The following is a 15,486-nucleotide window of genomic DNA, read 5'->3' on the forward strand; positions in this document are numbered from 1 at the left end:
GATGAAGAAGGGCAAACCTACAATTGTGCGGCACTGGATCAGGAAATTGCGAAATCCCACAGTGTGCAGCAGCAGATCGACAAAACCGGCGAGTTTGATGCGCTGACGGTGATTGGTTTCATCGGCGATTTTGGCATCGGCAACGGTATCGCTAAGGCTAGCGCCAACAAGCATGCCTCGACACGGTTAAATCAGCTGGAACAATTAAAAGCCGTGCGTTGCAGTCACCCAACGGCGTAATGAATTCAAGCCAGCACGAAAGATGCGGACATTTAACAGCAGCCAGTTAGCGTGAAAAATGGTATAAGAGTGCGCACTGTTTTTATTGCCGATTAATAAGGATCCTTCATGGCAAATGCGCAATATCTTCTCTGGGTAATGATTGGCACCTTAACGCTACTAAGCATCTTTATCGGTGTGGTAGTCGGTCGGACGAAAACGCCTCGTGTTGGCTTTGCGACCTTTGCCGGATTATGGGTATTTTTCCTGCTGGCGATATTCTTTCTCTCGCATTAAAGAACACCGTTTGCCACACGGCTTGTGTGGCAAATCAGTTGGTTAAGCGGTGTGGTGTAAAGCGGCACGATGCTGAGCAATTAGCGTGTCAGCCAGGTGACGATCTTCTTCATGTTGCGAGACGTAATATTCATAAGGATCGCGCACGCCGAGGCTTACGATATAATCCAGATGGGCTTGTTTCACTTCGCGGTTAATATACTGCACCAGCTCTAATCCCAACTCATCTGCATAAACCGGCGCTTTGCTTTTTATTTCGCGAATCAAGTCCACGTTATTTTGCATAAAAAGCTCCAGATCGATTTTATAATAGTCTTTCATTGCTCACTCCTTAAGAAAATAGTGTCCTTTAAGCCTGGCACATGCTGCTTATTGCGTGTGGCTTAAGATGCCAGCCATTCCGCAACGCCACCATGGCGAGAACAGGTCCCGCGGTGATGGGTGCTGAAACTGTATGACCCATCGCGACAGCGAGCGGTTGCGCCATCGGGAACGTCATTATTTTGCGTATGTGCAGGACGATGAATCGATTGTCCTTCGCTGTTGATGTAATTGCCTTGCTCGATCAGTTCAACATGCTTTTTGGCGTGAGTGGGCATGCTGAAAAGCAACAGCATAAGGGTGATAACAGAAAGCGTTTTCATATTCTCATAAAGAAGGAAAGAGGATAGGACGTTATCGGCAGGAAGGAAGAAAGCTTAAATAAACATCACTAATGTAAGCGAAGCGTAAAAAAGCAATGATGAGAATGATAGTTAATATCATTTAACTTGTTCGGAATTGTCTGGATTGATAAAGTGATCGCCGTCCCGCACAGAGCTAACGCCTTTAATGAGCGCCGGAGATAAGCGCCGGACGGGACTTTCATCAGGGCTGCAGGACGCAGCCGCTTTTGAAATTTATTGAGGTTTTCTGGCAGACAATAAAAACATCATCGGACGGTCGCGCTCTTCTTCTAAGCCCGGATTCTGCTTTACCTGCTCATCGGTAGGCCCCCATTCATCAAGATGCACAATCTCGAATCCGGCACCAATCAACGCATTAATCCAGCTGGCTAATTTACGGTGCTGCTTCTTCACGCCATCGGCAAACCAATTGCTGATGCGCTCACCTTCCTGTTGGTAATGGTTGATCGGCCAACTGCGTTGCTGTTGGTCATCGACAATCCACTGCTGCTGAAGCGGAGCGGTATAAATGGGATGTTCGCATGAGAAGACCAGCATGCCACCGGGCTTTAGTGCATAGAATAAGGTGGTCAGCAAAGGCTCGATATTGCTTAGGTAATGCAACGCCAGTGAGCTATAGGCAAGATCATAGGCTTCATCGAGCTGTAGAGTTTCTAAATCCTCACGTTGATAGCGAATGCCAGGCGCGGACGTCATTGCGGCTGCTTGCGCCAGCATCTTTTCTGAGACATCAATCCCCAGTATTTCACGGGCACCATGCTGCTGCGCGTAACGGCAAAACCAGCCGTATCCACAGCCTAAATCAACGACGCGTAAGTCATTCAGATCGGGCAGCATCGCTCGTAATGCGGGCCACTCAGGTGCGCCATCCAATCCTTCCACCGAGCGGGGTAAAGTAGCATAACCGGCAAAGAAGGTGGGGTTATCGTAAATGTTCTGGCTCATGTTGGCTCCTTTATATGAATCGCAAGGAGTTTAGGTGTTTAGCGCGACAGGAAACAGCGATTAGCCTACAAGCAGCAGATGCACCAAACGCGCCAGCGATTCCAGCAACAACAGGCTGCCGAGAAATATAAACACCAATACACCGATAAATTGTTTACGGCTGCTCACGCTGCTCCCTCCCCTGGCTTCAACTCACCGGACTATACTTTATGCCGGGTTCACTAAACTTCCAGTCAACCGGGGAAGATTACATGTTTTACCAAACGGTGAGTGCCAAAACGTGGCGTAACATTTGGGTGGTGGGTGATTTACATGGTTGCCGCGCTCAACTGGACTCGCAGCTCATTCTGCATGACTTCGATAAAGAGCGAGACCTGCTGCTGTCGGTAGGGGATTTGATCGATCGCGGTCCCGACAGCCCCGGCTGCTTACAGCTGTTGCAGGAGCCATGGTTTCGCTGTGTGCGCGGTAATCATGAACAGATGGCGTTGTCGGCGCTGGAAGGGCAAGACCCTATGCTGTGGATGATGAACGGCGGTGACTGGTTCTGGCAATTAAAAGGGGCGGATTTAATTGCGGCGCGCCATGCGCTGAAACGCTGTGCCGATCTGCCGCTGATTTTGCACCTGGAGTTAGCCGACCGCGTGGTGGTGATCGCCCATGCCGACTATCCAGCCAGCCATTATGAGTTGGGTCAGGACGTGGACTGGCATCAGGTGGTGTGGAGCCGCGATCGTCTCGGCCGCCATCATCGTGGCGCTTCCGCCAGTATTGACGGTGCGAGCGATTTCTATTTCGGCCACACGCCACTGGAACAGCCGCTCAATGTGGCGAACCAGCATTACATCGACACCGGCGCAGTGTTCGGTAATCGCTTAACGCTGGTTCAGCTTCAATAGAGTTAACGGAACAAACGCCCGTCGCGCACCAGGTCGCGTGGATAGCTGTTTTTGATGCGGTTACTGACTTTCTTGGCTAAACCCAATGGCTGCTGCTGATAGGTGACAATCACTTCATCGCGAGTTGGTGCGGTTTCAGGATGAATATCCTGGCCGCGATACCAGCTTTCTGCTTCCGTTTCCGTCAATTCGAAATCCAGTGCGCTGCCCGGTTTAGTCAGGGCAACCACCGCTTCATGTTGCCAGCGATAGCCTTTCGGGAAGGTCTCTGCCAGCTTCAGACCGATGCGGGAGAACCGCACTCTGCCGAGCCAGTTTTCCAGCGCAGCCGGGAACAGCCACAGTTCTTTATCACGCTGCCACAACGAATGCTGCTCATCCCACTCAATCCCCACCTTAGCAGCCGCCTGTTGCACTTCAGCAACCAGCTTGCGGCTGGCAGGCGAGAAGGGCAGTTTACCCACTTTATAGGTGGGCGCGGGCAGCGCCGGGATGCTGGCCGTTTTGCGCAGGCGTGCGACAAAGAAGCCTTCACTGTCGAAAATCTGTGGGAAGACATGCAGGAAGCCTTCCGGCGTCAATGCACGCTCGGCACCGTCAAACAGGTCGCGCAACGGCACGATTTCTACTGCATCGGGATAGCGCTGCTGCAGCCAGGCGATGACCTGCTGATTTTCAATCTGGTTCAGTGTACAGGTGGAATAAATTAACGTGCCGCCTGGCTGTAAGGCATGAAACGCACTGTCGAGCAGGTCACGCTGAGTTGCGGCAATCTCTTCAGTGCTGGCCAGTGTCCAGTTACGCAGGGCGTCGGCATCTTTACGCACCACACCTTCGCCGGAGCAGGGCGCATCCAGCAGGATGGCATCAAACTGCTCAGGTAGGGCGGCACCAAACACACGACCATCAAAGTGCGTCAGCGCCACATTGCTGACGCCACAGCGGCTGATATTGGCATGCAACACTTTTACACGGCTGGCTGAATATTCATTGGCGAGGATCGCGCCTTCGTTGCGCATCAACGCGGCCATTTGCGTGGTTTTGGAACCGGGTGCAGCGGCCACATCCATCACCTTGCGTGCTTCTGGCGCGGCATCAAACAACGCGGTGACCGGCAGCATTGAGCTGGCTTCCTGAATGTAGAACAAACCGCTCAGGTGCTCGGCCACACTGCCCAGCGGCAATGTCTCATCTTCCCGCTCGATCCAGAATCCTTCAGCGCACCAGGGAACCGGCGTTAAGCGCCAGCCATAATGCGCGGTGCGTGCTAAAAACGCCTCCACACTGATTTTCAACGTATTGACGCGCAGGCTGCGGCGCAGCGGCTGCTGGCTAATCGCCAGGAAACGCTGCAGTTCATTTTCGTCAGCCAGGCTGGTGCGCATCAGCGCAAGGAAATCTTCAGGAAAGCGATCGGACACGGACATTTACCGGGGTATCAAATTTAGCGCGAAGTGTAACACGTGCAAATAAAACGGGCAGCCCGCAGGCTGCCCGATTGCTTAATTGGGATCCGGAATCGCCGTTCCCCAACTGCGCCACTCTTTCGGCGCTTCATCCTGCAACAGGAAGTGTTTATCTGCGCCCGCCTGTGGCGCCAGCGGCACCGTCGGCGGTGTAGCAAATTGAATGCCGCCACGAATGAACTGCTGGAAGGTACCGGTTTTCACGACCCCACCAATCAGACCGAAGTCGAGGTTATAGCCAGACGCCAGCCAGAACACGGAGTTATTACGCACCAGATGCTGATACTTCTTGCTGATGCGCAGCGCGATCTGTACGCGATCCGCCATGTTGCCCAGCGAGGTACCGGTTACCGTCCCCACTTCTACCCCACGGAACAGCACCGGGGTACCCAACGACAGCGAACCGGCTTCTGTAGCATCAACATAAATGTTGAGTCCGTTGAGGTAACGCGAATCGGTGATGGTACTCTCCTGCAACTCAAAGGTACGTGCCTGAGCCCCTTTGCCGGGATCGACATTGAGGTAAGGCTGCAGCAAGGTCTCCAGATGATTAACACCCGCTGGCGAAATTTCCGGTGAGACCACCGAGAAACGACTGCCGATACGCGCAAAGTCCTGCACATACTCGGGATAAAGCACCGCTTTCGCCACCACCTGATTATTGTCTTTACTCAATGCCAGTGATTCGACCTGGCCGACATTAATGCCGAGGTAACGAATCGGCATGCCCGCAGCCAGCTTGCTGGCATCAAAGGTATGCAAGGTGATCTGGCTGCCGACTGCACGCGCAGCCGTTTCAGAGGCATAGAGTACGCGTTTCACGCCTTTCGCCGCTTGCGCGCCAGTGAGGTTATCGAAACTGATCGCCCCTTTCAGCGCACGGTTGAGCGGCGAAGCCTGCACCGTTAAACCGCTGCCGTTAAGTTGCACTTTCGCACCACCTTCGGCCCAGAATACGCTCTCGCTGGTCAGCAATTTGCGGTATTGCGGCTCAATGTGGATGGAAATCTCAAAGGCATCGGCGCGCGGCACCACGTCCACCACTTCACCCACCTGGAATTTACGATACAGCACCACTGAACCTGCCTGCACATCTGGCAAGCTGTTGGCGGTCAGTTTCAGTGTGGTTGGCGGCTGGTCACCGATAATCCCTTCCTGCGCACGCTCAGCATCGGCATATAAAGGATAACGGGCGGAAGGATTGCCTTTCGCACCCGGCACCAGACGTATGCCGCCGTCTACCCATTCACGCGCACTGGCACCCAGCACCTGCATTCCATCGAGACCAAACTTCACGTCGAGACGACTATTCACAATGAATTTGCTGTCCGCGTGCACCAGATGGCGATATTCCGGATTGATGGCCACCGCAAAGCTAATGCCATTCTCATCCAGTTGACGCGAAATGACCTGCCCAATCTTCATGCCGTACAGCATCACCGGCTGACCGCCATCAATACCGTAGGTTTCCGGCGCGCTGAGTTTTACCGTCAGAACATCCGGTTTTTGCAGCAGGGTTTCGCTGGCAGGCAGCACGGTAAAGTGATCCTGCGCGGGACCTTCGCCCGGTACCAGTTCGAAGGTGTTACCGGTCAGCAAGCTGCTGAGATTGGTGTCGGTCAGGCTCAGTTTGGGCGCCCGCATTTCAATACGGGTACCGCTGCGCATCAGGCTCGTCACCGAAGGATCCACGGTGAGTTCGCCGGTGACTTTGCCGCCCGGCAACAGATTAAGTTTGGTCAAGGTACCGACTTCCAGACCCTGGTACATCAGTGGCGTGCTATTCGCTTTGAGGTTATCGCCGCTCGGTAAATCCAGACTGATCTGCACGCCACGCTGGCTGCGCGCCAGATCGGGGTAGAGCTGATAGTTTTCGTCGCTGTTAGCCTGCTGACCTTCTTCCGGAGAATCAAAGGCAATCGCCCCATTCACCAGCGCGGCCAGGCTCTCCAGCTTCACTTTGGCACCGCTCAGACTGACGTCAGCGTCTACGCCGGACACGTTCCAGAAGCGGCTCTGCTTTTTCACCAGATTGACGAAACGACGCTCAATTAGTACGTCGACCGTGACGCCATCAGTATTACGGTTGATACTGTAGTCATACACGCGTCCCACCGGGATTTTGCGGTAGTAGACCAGCGACCCGGTGTTCAGCGAACCCAAATCGGGAGAGTGCAGATGGATCAGCAATTCCCCGGTGTTAACGCGATATTTCGGTTGGGTATCCAGCGCGGTGAAGTGCTCACGGGGATTGCCGCCGCCCGGCATCATGCCGATATAGTTACCGCCCACCAGCGCATCCAGTCCAGAAACGCCCGCCAGAGAGGCTTTGGGCGTGACCAGCCAGAACTGCGTATTGTCCTTCAGAGCGTCACGCATATCGCTCTTGATACTGGCCTTGATCTGGATGCTGTGATAATCATCGCTCAGCACAATACCTTGCACCGTTCCCACTTCCACGCCCTGATAACGAATAGGCGTGCGGCCTGGCACAATGCCGTCCGCAGTCTGGAAGTTGATGGTAATTGTGGTACCGCGCTCCTGGTAATTGGTCCATAACAGCCAGCCAGCAATCAGCAGGGCAATAATGGGCAATAGCCAGAACGGCGAAAACTTGCGTTTGTTACGCAGGTTCGCGCTAGTCGGTGTAGTCGGCGTTTCCTGTTGCATGTGCATCCCAGATCAGGCGGCTATCAAGCCACTCTACAGCCATAATGGTCAGGATGACTGCCGCGCCAAAGTAGAAGGCGGCAGGTCCCATGGTAAAAGCCAGCAGTTGATCGCGATTCACCAATGACATGGTGACCGCAATCACGAACAGATCCAGCATCGACCAGCGTCCCACCCAGGTGATGGCACGCAGCAGTCGAATGCGGGTTTTTAAGCCCTGTTCACACTTAAAATGGATGCTGACCAGCAAAGTCAGCATCACTAACACTTTGGTAAACGGCACCAGGATACTGGCGATAAATACCACCGCCGCCACCGGGATGTTTCCGGAAGCCAGACCCAGAATGCCGGAGAAGATCGTATCTTCACGGCGTGCGCCATTAACGTAAACTACTGAAATCGGCAGCAGATTAGCGGGAATCAGTAGCACAATCGAAGCGATCAGTGCGGCCCAGGATTTCTGCAAACTGTGGCGACGACGGAAATCGAGCGGGGTGTGACAACGTGTACAACGTCCGCGATCGTCCGGCATGCCGGTTTGATGACAGTTCAGACACACCTGCCACTGTTCCGGAGGTGTGGTGGGCACAGCCTGCGGATAATAGTGCTCCCACAGCTCTTCCACGTTGAGATGAATCAGCGTCAGCAGGCTCAGCACCGTCAGCGCGATATAGGCCACCAGGCCATAGCCGACTTCCAGCGCGGCGTAATCCTGCACCTTTATAGAGGCGACCGCCACACCGACCAGATAGATATCCAGCATCACCCACTCTTTGAGCTTCTCCAGCATCAGCAACACCGGACGCAGGTTCATCCCGAGGGCGTTGCCAATCCATAAATAGCAGATGCCCGCGACTAAGGTTACCGGTGCACCAATGGTACAAAACGCCACCATCGAGGCCGTCAGCACGTTGCCCTGCTGCGCCATCTGGATCACGCCTTCCACCAGGCTGGCGTTGATGCGCATGCCGAGCAAGCGAATATCCACCAACGGGAGGCTGAAGGCGAAGGGCATCAACACGATCATGGTCACGGCCATTACGGTGAGTCGCGTCATTGACCAATCGCGGCCACTTTGAATTTTTGCATGACAGCGCGGGCAATGCGCCGACTGATGCGATTTCACATCCGGTAAGGAAAAAAGGGTATCGCATTGCGGACAACGCTGATAACGTGCGTGGGGCAACGTCTGGCTGATAGCGTGAATTTTCATAGGTGACGCAAGTGGCCCATCGTTCGTTACGTTTACCGGCATGCTGTTCAGAGCATTCTGACTGCAATAGGGAGTGGTACAAGAATAGTCTTAACCACCGACTGCTAAGGGTATAGTAACTAACACAATGATTCACCTGATGGGGCTGGATTATTAGTGCTTATTTTAACAACTGAGTGACAACAAGCTCACGACAGTGACGAGTTATGGTTAAACAATGAACAAAAAAGCCTTTTACGAGGATTTAAATCGCGATGTCCGTGCACTGTTAGCGGGCGAAACCTCTTTCCTGGCAGCACTGGGTAATTGCAGTGCGCTGCTGTTTGAACGCCTGGAAGGCGTGAACTGGGCAGGATTCTACTTGCTCACCGAGCCAAATACGCTGGTGCTGGGCCCGTTCCAGGGCAAAATTGCCTGCGTACGCATTCCGGTGGGCAAAGGGGTTTGTGGCACAGCGATTGCAGAGGATAAAGTACAGCTCGTTGAGGATGTGCATGCGTTCCCTGGTCATATCGCGTGTGATGCGGCCAGCAACGCTGAAATCGTGATTCCTCTGAAAGTGAATGGCACCGTTGTCGGTGTGCTAGACATTGATAGTACGGTTTATTCTCGCTTTGATAGTGAGGATGAAGCGGGGCTGGTGGCCCTTACCGACGGGCTTTGTGAAGTGCTGGCGGGCAGTGACATCGAAAAATTTATTCAACTGTCACGCAGCTAATCGACTGGATCACATAGCATTTGGCGATGTTGTCATTATAATGTCGCCTGTTCATGCCTGCTCTGGTCGGCAAACCCGTAGTAATCAGGAAATTTCATGGAAAATCAACCTAAGTTGAATAGCAGTAAAGAAGTGATCGCCTTTTTGGCGGAACGTTTTCCGCAATGTTTTAGCGCCGAAGGTGAAGCGCGTCCGCTTAAAATCGGTATCTTCCAGGATCTGGTTGAGCGCGTTCAGGGTGAAAACAGCCTGAGCAAGACGCAACTGCGTTCAGCCTTGCGCCTTTATACCTCGAGCTGGCGTTACCTGTACGGCATTAAAGCGGGTGCAATCCGAGTTGATCTTGATGGCAACGCCTGTGGCGTGCTGGACGAACAACACGTAGAACATGCGCGCAAGCAGCTGGAAGAAGCTAAAGCGCGCGTTCAGGCGCAGCGCGATCAGCAAAAAGCGAAGAAACGCGAAGCCGGTGAAGAGACCGCTGAACGTCGTCCTCGTAAACCTGCTCCTCGCAAAGCGGCTGAAGGCGAAGCACCTCGCAAGCCTCGTCCACAGGCACCGCGTGCCGCATCAGCAGAACATCCTGCTGCACCGCGCCCACCGCGAGCTAAACCTGTCACTGATACCTCAACTTTGCAACCCGGCCAGAACATCAAAGTTAAAGCAGGCAAAAGTGCAATGGACGCCACCATTCTTGAAATCACCAAGGATGGCGTTCGGGTGCAGCTCGCTTCCGGCATGGCAATGATTGTGCGCGCAGAACACTTGCAGTTCTGAAACGGAGGCTGACCTCGGCATGAACAACATTTTAAAGATCGGTATGATCGCGGGCCTGCTGTTAGCAGGCCCCACCTTTGGCGTAGATAACATTACCCGCGCCGACCAGATTCCACAGTTACATGAAGACCCGCAGCATCCTACCGTCAGTGAACGCGTCACTTCGCGTTTCACCCGTTCTCACTATCGTCAGTTCGATCTGAATCAGGATTTCTCTGCGAAAATTTTTGATCGCTACCTGAATCTGCTCGACTACAACCATAACGTGTTGTTGGCTTCAGACATCGCGCAATACGCCGATAAGAAAACCACGTTGGGTGATGAACTGCGCAGCGGTAAGCTGGATGTGTTCTACGATCTCTACAATCTGGCGCAGAAACGTCGCTTCGAGCGCTATCAATATGCGCTGAGCGTGCTGAATCGCCCGATGAATTTCACCGGCAATGACACCATCGACATTGACCGTGCAAAATCACCCTGGCCGAAAAACAGCGATGAGCTGAACGCGCTGTGGGATGCCAAAGTTAAATATGATGAGCTGAGCCTGAAACTGGCCGGTAAAGATGACAAAGAGATTCGTGAAACGCTGACTAAGCGTTACAACTTTGCCATTCGTCGCCTGGCGCAGAGCAACAGTGAAGATGTGTTCCAGCTGGCGATGACCGCCTTTGCGCATGAAATCGACCCGCACACCAACTATCTTTCACCGCGTAACACCGAACAGTTCAACACCGAGATGAGCCTGTCGCTGGAGGGTATCGGTGCCGTGCTGCAGATGGACGATGATTACACGGTCATCAACTCTATGGTGGCTGGCGGACCGGCCGCGAAAAGCAAATCCATCAGCGTGGGCGACCGTATTGTCGGTGTTGCTCAGCCAGGCAAGCCAATGGAAGATGTGATTGGCTGGCGTCTGGATGATGTGGTGTCCAAAATCAAAGGACCGAAAGGCAGCAAAGTGCGCCTGGAAATCCTGCCTGCTGGCAAGGGCACCAAAACCCGCACCGTGACACTGACGCGTGAAAAGATCCGTCTTGAAGATCGCGCGGTGAAAGGCACCGTACATAACGTCGGTAAAGAGAAAGTCGGCGTACTGGATATTCCAGGCTTCTACGTTGGCCTGACTGACGATGTGAAAGTGCAGCTGCAAAAACTGCAGAAGCAGAACGTCGACAGCATCGTGATTGATTTGCGTACCAACGGCGGCGGTGCGCTCACCGAAGCCGTATCACTGTCGGGTCTGTTTATCCCAAGTGGCCCAGTGGTGCAGGTCCGTGACAACAACGGTCGCGTGCGCCAGGACAGCGATAACGACGGTATCGTTTATTACAAAGGTCCGCTGGTGGTGCTGGTCGATCGTTTCAGTGCCTCGGCTTCTGAGATCTTCGCCGCTGCGATGCAGGATTACGGTCGCGCACTGATCGTCGGTGAACCAACCTTTGGTAAGGGCACCGTACAGCAGTACCGTTCACTGAACCGCATCTACGATCAGATGCTGCGTCCGGAATGGCCGGCGCTGGGCTCAGTGCAATACACCATCCAGAAGTTCTATCGCATTAACGGTGGCAGTACTCAGCGTAAAGGCGTCACGCCGGACCTGCTGATGCCAACTGGCGTAGAAGCGGCGGAAACCGGTGAGAAGTTCGAGGACAACGCGCTGCCATGGGATAGCGTGAATGCCGCGACTTACACCAAAACCGGTGATATCACCGCGCTGGTACCGCAGCTGACCAAAGAGCACGCCGATCGTATCGCTAAAGATCGCGAGTTCCAGTACATCATGAAAGATATTGCGCGCTTTGACGCGATGAAAGATAAACGCAATATTGTGTCGCTCAATCTTGCTCAACGTGAGAAAGAGAACCACGAAGATGATGCACTGCGTCTGGAACGCATTAACGCGCGCTACCAGGCGGAAGGCAAAGCCCCGCTGAAGAGCATTGAAGATTTGCCGAAAGACTACAAAGAGCCAGACCCGTATCTGGACGAAACCGTGAAAATTGCCAACGACATGGCACAGCTGGAGAAAACCCAGCCTGCTGCCGAAGGCGCGAAATAAATTTTCGCTGAATAAAAGCACCGCTCCGGCGGTGTTTTTTTTTGCACCAAAGGTATTGTTCATTGTGGCTAATGGGCAGAATTGCGCACATCATTACCAAATGTAAAGTTATGTCTTTTTAGACACTTAAAGATTAAGGTTGCTTGAAAACCTGCGCAATGGACATAGGATGTATATCCGCGCATGAGCGCGAGCACAACTGAGGAAGATTAACGTTTATGATGCGTATTGCGCTTTTCCTGGTCACCAACCTGGCGGTGATGTTGGTATTCGGACTGATTCTGAGTCTGACAGGAATTCAGTCAAGCAGTGTTCAGGGTCTGATGATTATGGCAGGTCTGTTTGGCTTTGGCGGTGCGTTTGTTTCACTGCTGATGTCTAAATGGATGGCGTTGCGCTCCGTCGGCGGTGAAGTGATTCAACAACCCCGTAACGAGACAGAACGCTGGCTGATGGATACCGTCAGTCGCCAGGCTCAACAGTCCGGCATTGCGATGCCGCAAGTGGCGATCTATCACGCGCCAGATATTAACGCCTTTGCTACCGGTGCGCGTCGTGACGCCTCACTGGTTGCGGTCTCGACCGGCTTGCTGCAGAACATGAGCCGTGATGAAGCGGAAGCGGTGCTGGCGCACGAAATCGCCCACATCGCTAACGGTGACATGATCACCATGACGCTGATTCAGGGTGTGGTGAACACCTTCGTGATCTTCATTTCGCGTATTATCGCGCAGGTAGCATCGGGCTTCCTGTCGGGTAACCGTGACGGTGAAGAGAGCAGCAACGGTAACCCGCTGGTCTATTTTGCGGTCGCGACCGTGCTGGAACTGGTGTTCGGCATTCTCGCCAGCATCATCACCATGTGGTTCTCACGTCACCGTGAATTCCACGCGGATGCAGGTTCAGCCAAACTGGTGGGCCGCGAGAAGATGATTGCCGCTCTGCAGCGTTTGAAAACCAGCTACGAGCCGCAGGAGCCAAGCAGCATGATGGCATTCTGCATTAACGGCAAAAGCAAATCGTTGAGCGAATTGTTTATGTCGCATCCGCCGCTCGATAAGCGTATTGAAGCGCTGCGTAACGGTGACTATCTGAAATAATGGTTTGGCTGTTGCAATAAACAAAGGTGCCCAATTGGGCACCTTTGTTGTTTTATGACTTCACCGTCTGACTCGATTGCGTCATCCGAGACATACTGACGACGGCTGCCACCGTGGCGAAACTACCCGCCAGAACCAGTGATGCATGTGTTCCGCTGTCGTTAAACAGATTGAACATCAATGCAACCAATGCTGCACCGCTGCTCTGACCGACCAAACGCGCCGTCCCTAACATACCGCTGGCGCCACCGCTGCGATGGCGCGGGGCAGAGGAGATAATCGTGTGATTATTTGGAGACTGGAACAGGCCAAAGCCCGCACCGCAAAGCATCATTCGCCAGATAATATCAATATCGGTGGGTTGTGAAGGCAGCAGTGCCAGTAAGAACAGACCCGCCGCAAACATTGCCAGCCCCAGGCCACCCAATAATCCCGCATGGACTTTCTCAATCAACCGGCCAGCAATGGGGGCCAGCACCATGGTGGCCAGCGGCCAGGGTGTGAGCAGCAACCCGGTTGCCACTTCATCCCGTCCCAGCACGTTTTGCAGGAAGAATGGCAGCGAAACCATAGCCAGCATCTGCGCACAGAACGAGCAAATCGAAGTGCACATCGACAACGAAAAAATGGGGATGCGCAGCAAATCCACCGGCAGTAGCGGCACTGGCATCGCCAACTGGCGACGAACAAACACCACGCCCACCAACACCAGTGCGACGACTTCAGCCAGAATGAGCCAGTGGTCCTGCCCCTGTGAGAACCCGCTGAGGGCCGATATGAGCAGGCCAAAGAACAGGGCGTTCATGATGGCACTGGGAACATCGAACTTCTGCTGTTTAGCTTTCTGCGTGTTATCTGGCAGAAAACGCAGCGCCAGCCACAGTGCCACAATGCCCAGCGGCACGTTGATCAGGAATAACCATTTCCAGCTGGCGATGGAGAGAATCGCGGCTGCCACCGTTGGGCCCGCAGCGCTCGACACCGCGACGATCAGCGAGTTAATCGCCATACCGCGGCCGAGAAAACGCTGCGGATAGATAATACGAATCAGCGCTGTGTTCACACTCATCAGTGCCGCGCCGCCAAAACCCTGCAGGATACGCGCCACGGTAAGCATATTGAGTGAAGAGGAGAGGGCGCAGAACAGTGAAGTGGCGATAAACAACGCCAGCCCTACCTGATAAACACGGCGATAACCCAGCATATCGCCCAGAAAGGAGAGCGACAGTAACGAGATAACAATGGCGATTTGGTAGGCGTTAACAATCCAGATTGATTCCGCCGGACTGGCATTCAGTTCGCGTGCAATGGTGGGTAACGCAACGTTAGCAATGGCACCATCCAGCACTGCCATCATGATGCCTAACGCAATAGTGATAATCGCGCCGTACCGCTGCGGAACAGGTAATCCATCCTGAGAGACTGTAGGGGACATAAATGAAATAAATGAAGGAAGTGAATATCATCATGCTAATCAATTTTGTGACGGAAAGCACCGCATTCATTGACAAAAAATTACGAAGGAATGTGTCGCAGATTGCCAGTCGTTGCCGCCGTTGGGCTGAAACGCATATACTGGCGCTTCTGTTCCGTTTTTTTTGAAACACCGTCAAAAAAGGATACGCGCAATGGCGAGCAGTGATAACGATAAACAGCCAGACTCCGTCTCTTCGGTAATGAAAGTGTTCGGCATTTTACAGGCGTTAGGCGAAGATCGTGATCATGGTATCACCGAGCTGTCGCAACGCGTGATGATGTCAAAAAGCACGGTTTACCGCTTTCTGCAAACCATGAAATCATTGGGTTACGTCGCGCAGGAAGGGGAAAGTGAAAAATATTCGCTGACGCTCAAGCTGTTTGAATTGGGTGCCAGGGCACTACAAAACGTCGACCTGATTCGTAGTGCCGATGTCGAAATGCGAGAACTGTCGCGTTTGACCAAAGAAACCATCCACCTGGGTGCGCTGGAAGAAGACAGCATTGTCTATATCCATAAAATTGATTCGCTGTATAACCTGCGCATGTACTCGCGCATCGGGCGTCGTAACCCGCTGCATACCACCGCCATCGGTAAAGTGTTACTGGCATGGCGCGATCGCACTGAAGTTCAGGCAATCCTGAGCGAAGTCGAGTTTCGTCGCAGTACCGCCAACACCATCGTCAGTGCTGAAGCGCTACTTGAGGTATTAGATCAGGTAAAAGTGCAGGGGTTCGGTGAAGATAATGAAGAGCAGGAAGAGGGCTTACGCTGTATCGCTGTGCCGGTTTTCGACCGCTTCGGCGTGGTGATCGCGGGATTGAGCATCTCGTTCCCGACAATCCGATTCTCTGAAGAAGCAAAAAACGAGTATGTGGCGATGCTGCATCGTGCCGCGCGCAATATTTCCGACCAGTTGGGTTACCACGACTACCCATTCTGAATAGCAGAACGGGCTGT

The 15,486-nt window shown here is 53.4% G+C and carries 15 protein-coding genes; 8 read left to right on the plus strand and 7 right to left on the minus strand.

Annotated elements, in window-relative coordinates:
- The coding region (locus tag RT340_RS08295; protein WP_313375304.1) for a hypothetical protein at positions 1-240 on the plus strand (240 nt) is incomplete at its 5' end.
- Positions 241-348: 108 nt separating this feature from the next.
- Positions 349-516 (plus strand): hypothetical protein, encoded by a 168-nt coding sequence (locus RT340_RS08300; protein WP_166932300.1) that lies wholly within the window; start codon positions 349-351, stop codon positions 514-516.
- Between the two features lie 42 nt (positions 517-558).
- On the opposite strand, the gene RT340_RS08305 is transcribed toward RT340_RS08300, so the two are convergent.
- From RT340_RS08305 to RT340_RS08315, 3 genes are all read right to left on the minus strand, one after another.
- Positions 559-837, minus strand: coding sequence for a hypothetical protein (locus RT340_RS08305; RefSeq protein ID WP_097116869.1), 279 nt, complete (start codon positions 835-837; stop codon positions 559-561).
- Between the two features lie 62 nt (positions 838-899).
- Positions 900-1,160 (minus strand): DUF3761 domain-containing protein, encoded by a 261-nt coding sequence (locus tag RT340_RS08310; RefSeq protein ID WP_211728421.1) that lies wholly within the window; start codon positions 1,158-1,160, stop codon positions 900-902.
- Positions 1,161-1,415: 255 nt separating this feature from the next.
- Positions 1,416-2,147, minus strand: coding sequence for a class I SAM-dependent methyltransferase (locus RT340_RS08315; RefSeq protein ID WP_313375307.1), 732 nt, complete (start codon positions 2,145-2,147; stop codon positions 1,416-1,418).
- A gap of 251 nt (positions 2,148-2,398) precedes the next feature.
- Between RT340_RS08315 and RT340_RS08320 the strand changes: the two genes are divergently transcribed.
- Positions 2,399-3,046, plus strand: coding sequence for a metallophosphoesterase (locus tag RT340_RS08320; RefSeq protein ID WP_034828689.1), 648 nt, complete (start codon positions 2,399-2,401; stop codon positions 3,044-3,046).
- Between the two features lie 2 nt (positions 3,047-3,048).
- On the opposite strand, the gene rsmF is transcribed toward RT340_RS08320, so the two are convergent.
- The 3 genes from rsmF to yebS all read right to left on the minus strand — a co-directional run bounded on the left by rsmF (position 3,049) and on the right by yebS (position 8,395).
- Positions 3,049-4,473: a 16S rRNA (cytosine(1407)-C(5))-methyltransferase RsmF gene (rsmF, locus tag RT340_RS08325; protein WP_313375309.1), complete on the minus strand. Its 1,425-nt coding sequence runs from the start codon at positions 4,471-4,473 to the stop codon at positions 3,049-3,051.
- 75 nt (positions 4,474-4,548) lie between these two features.
- Positions 4,549-7,182 (minus strand): MlaD family protein, encoded by a 2,634-nt coding sequence (locus RT340_RS08330; protein ID WP_313375311.1) that lies wholly within the window; start codon positions 7,180-7,182, stop codon positions 4,549-4,551.
- Positions 7,151-8,395 carry a membrane integrity lipid transport subunit YebS gene (gene yebS / locus RT340_RS08335; protein ID WP_097116874.1) on the minus strand — a complete coding sequence of 415 codons (1,245 nt, stop codon included), beginning with the start codon at positions 8,393-8,395 and terminating at the stop codon, positions 7,151-7,153. The genes RT340_RS08330 and yebS overlap by 32 nt, the downstream gene beginning before the upstream one ends.
- Before the next feature lie 217 nt (positions 8,396-8,612).
- On the opposite strand from yebS, the gene RT340_RS08340 reads away from it, so the two are divergent.
- The 4 genes from RT340_RS08340 (at position 8,613) to htpX (ending at position 13,049) form a co-directional block, all read left to right on the plus strand.
- Entirely contained in the window at positions 8,613-9,113 is a 501-nt protein-coding gene (locus tag RT340_RS08340) for a GAF domain-containing protein (RefSeq protein ID WP_038646557.1), read from the plus strand.
- A gap of 96 nt (positions 9,114-9,209) precedes the next feature.
- Positions 9,210-9,890: an RNA chaperone ProQ gene (gene proQ, locus RT340_RS08345; RefSeq protein WP_313375315.1), complete on the plus strand. Its 681-nt coding sequence runs from the start codon at positions 9,210-9,212 to the stop codon at positions 9,888-9,890.
- Between the two features lie 19 nt (positions 9,891-9,909).
- Positions 9,910-11,949 carry a carboxy terminal-processing peptidase gene (prc, locus tag RT340_RS08350; protein WP_211728424.1) on the plus strand — a complete coding sequence of 680 codons (2,040 nt, stop codon included), beginning with the start codon at positions 9,910-9,912 and terminating at the stop codon, positions 11,947-11,949.
- A 218-nt stretch (positions 11,950-12,167) separates the two neighbouring features.
- Positions 12,168-13,049, plus strand: a complete 882-nt coding sequence (gene htpX, locus RT340_RS08355; RefSeq protein ID WP_038646563.1) for a protease HtpX — start codon at positions 12,168-12,170, stop codon at positions 13,047-13,049.
- A 52-nt stretch (positions 13,050-13,101) separates the two neighbouring features.
- Here the strand turns inward: htpX and RT340_RS08360 are convergent, their stop codons facing one another.
- The gene (locus tag RT340_RS08360) at positions 13,102-14,484 is read right to left on the minus strand and encodes an MFS transporter (RefSeq protein ID WP_160833637.1); all 1,383 of its coding nucleotides are present in this window, start codon (positions 14,482-14,484) and stop codon (positions 13,102-13,104) included.
- A 193-nt stretch (positions 14,485-14,677) separates the two neighbouring features.
- Between RT340_RS08360 and kdgR the strand changes: the two genes are divergently transcribed.
- Positions 14,678-15,469 carry a DNA-binding transcriptional regulator KdgR gene (kdgR, locus tag RT340_RS08365; RefSeq protein WP_034828705.1) on the plus strand — a complete coding sequence of 264 codons (792 nt, stop codon included), beginning with the start codon at positions 14,678-14,680 and terminating at the stop codon, positions 15,467-15,469.
- Positions 15,470-15,486: the final 17 nt, after the last annotated feature.

The organism is Pantoea sp. CTOTU50773 (genome assembly GCF_032082325.1).
GTDB lineage: Bacteria > Pseudomonadota > Gammaproteobacteria > Enterobacterales > Enterobacteriaceae > Pantoea > Pantoea communis.

Excerpts from the sequence above, each read along its gene's own strand:
- RT340_RS08300 (WP_166932300.1), top strand. The coding sequence starts at position 349 with ATGGCAAATGCGCAATATCTTCTCTGGGTAATGATTGGCACCTTAACG.
- RT340_RS08305 (WP_097116869.1), bottom strand. The coding sequence starts at position 837 with ATGAAAGACTATTATAAAATCGATCTGGAGCTTTTTATGCAAAATAAC.
- RT340_RS08310 (WP_211728421.1), bottom strand. The coding sequence starts at position 1,160 with ATGAAAACGCTTTCTGTTATCACCCTTATGCTGTTGCTTTTCAGCATG.
- RT340_RS08315 (WP_313375307.1), bottom strand. The coding sequence starts at position 2,147 with ATGAGCCAGAACATTTACGATAACCCCACCTTCTTTGCCGGTTATGCT.
- RT340_RS08320 (WP_034828689.1), top strand. The coding sequence starts at position 2,399 with ATGTTTTACCAAACGGTGAGTGCCAAAACGTGGCGTAACATTTGGGTG.
- rsmF (WP_313375309.1), bottom strand. The coding sequence starts at position 4,473 with ATGTCCGTGTCCGATCGCTTTCCTGAAGATTTCCTTGCGCTGATGCGC.
- RT340_RS08330 (WP_313375311.1), bottom strand. The coding sequence starts at position 7,182 with ATGCAACAGGAAACGCCGACTACACCGACTAGCGCGAACCTGCGTAAC.
- yebS (WP_097116874.1), bottom strand. The coding sequence starts at position 8,395 with ATGAAAATTCACGCTATCAGCCAGACGTTGCCCCACGCACGTTATCAG.
- RT340_RS08340 (WP_038646557.1), top strand. The coding sequence starts at position 8,613 with ATGAACAAAAAAGCCTTTTACGAGGATTTAAATCGCGATGTCCGTGCA.
- proQ (WP_313375315.1), top strand. The coding sequence starts at position 9,210 with ATGGAAAATCAACCTAAGTTGAATAGCAGTAAAGAAGTGATCGCCTTT.
- prc (WP_211728424.1), top strand. The coding sequence starts at position 9,910 with ATGAACAACATTTTAAAGATCGGTATGATCGCGGGCCTGCTGTTAGCA.
- htpX (WP_038646563.1), top strand. The coding sequence starts at position 12,168 with ATGATGCGTATTGCGCTTTTCCTGGTCACCAACCTGGCGGTGATGTTG.
- RT340_RS08360 (WP_160833637.1), bottom strand. The coding sequence starts at position 14,484 with ATGTCCCCTACAGTCTCTCAGGATGGATTACCTGTTCCGCAGCGGTAC.
- kdgR (WP_034828705.1), top strand. The coding sequence starts at position 14,678 with ATGGCGAGCAGTGATAACGATAAACAGCCAGACTCCGTCTCTTCGGTA.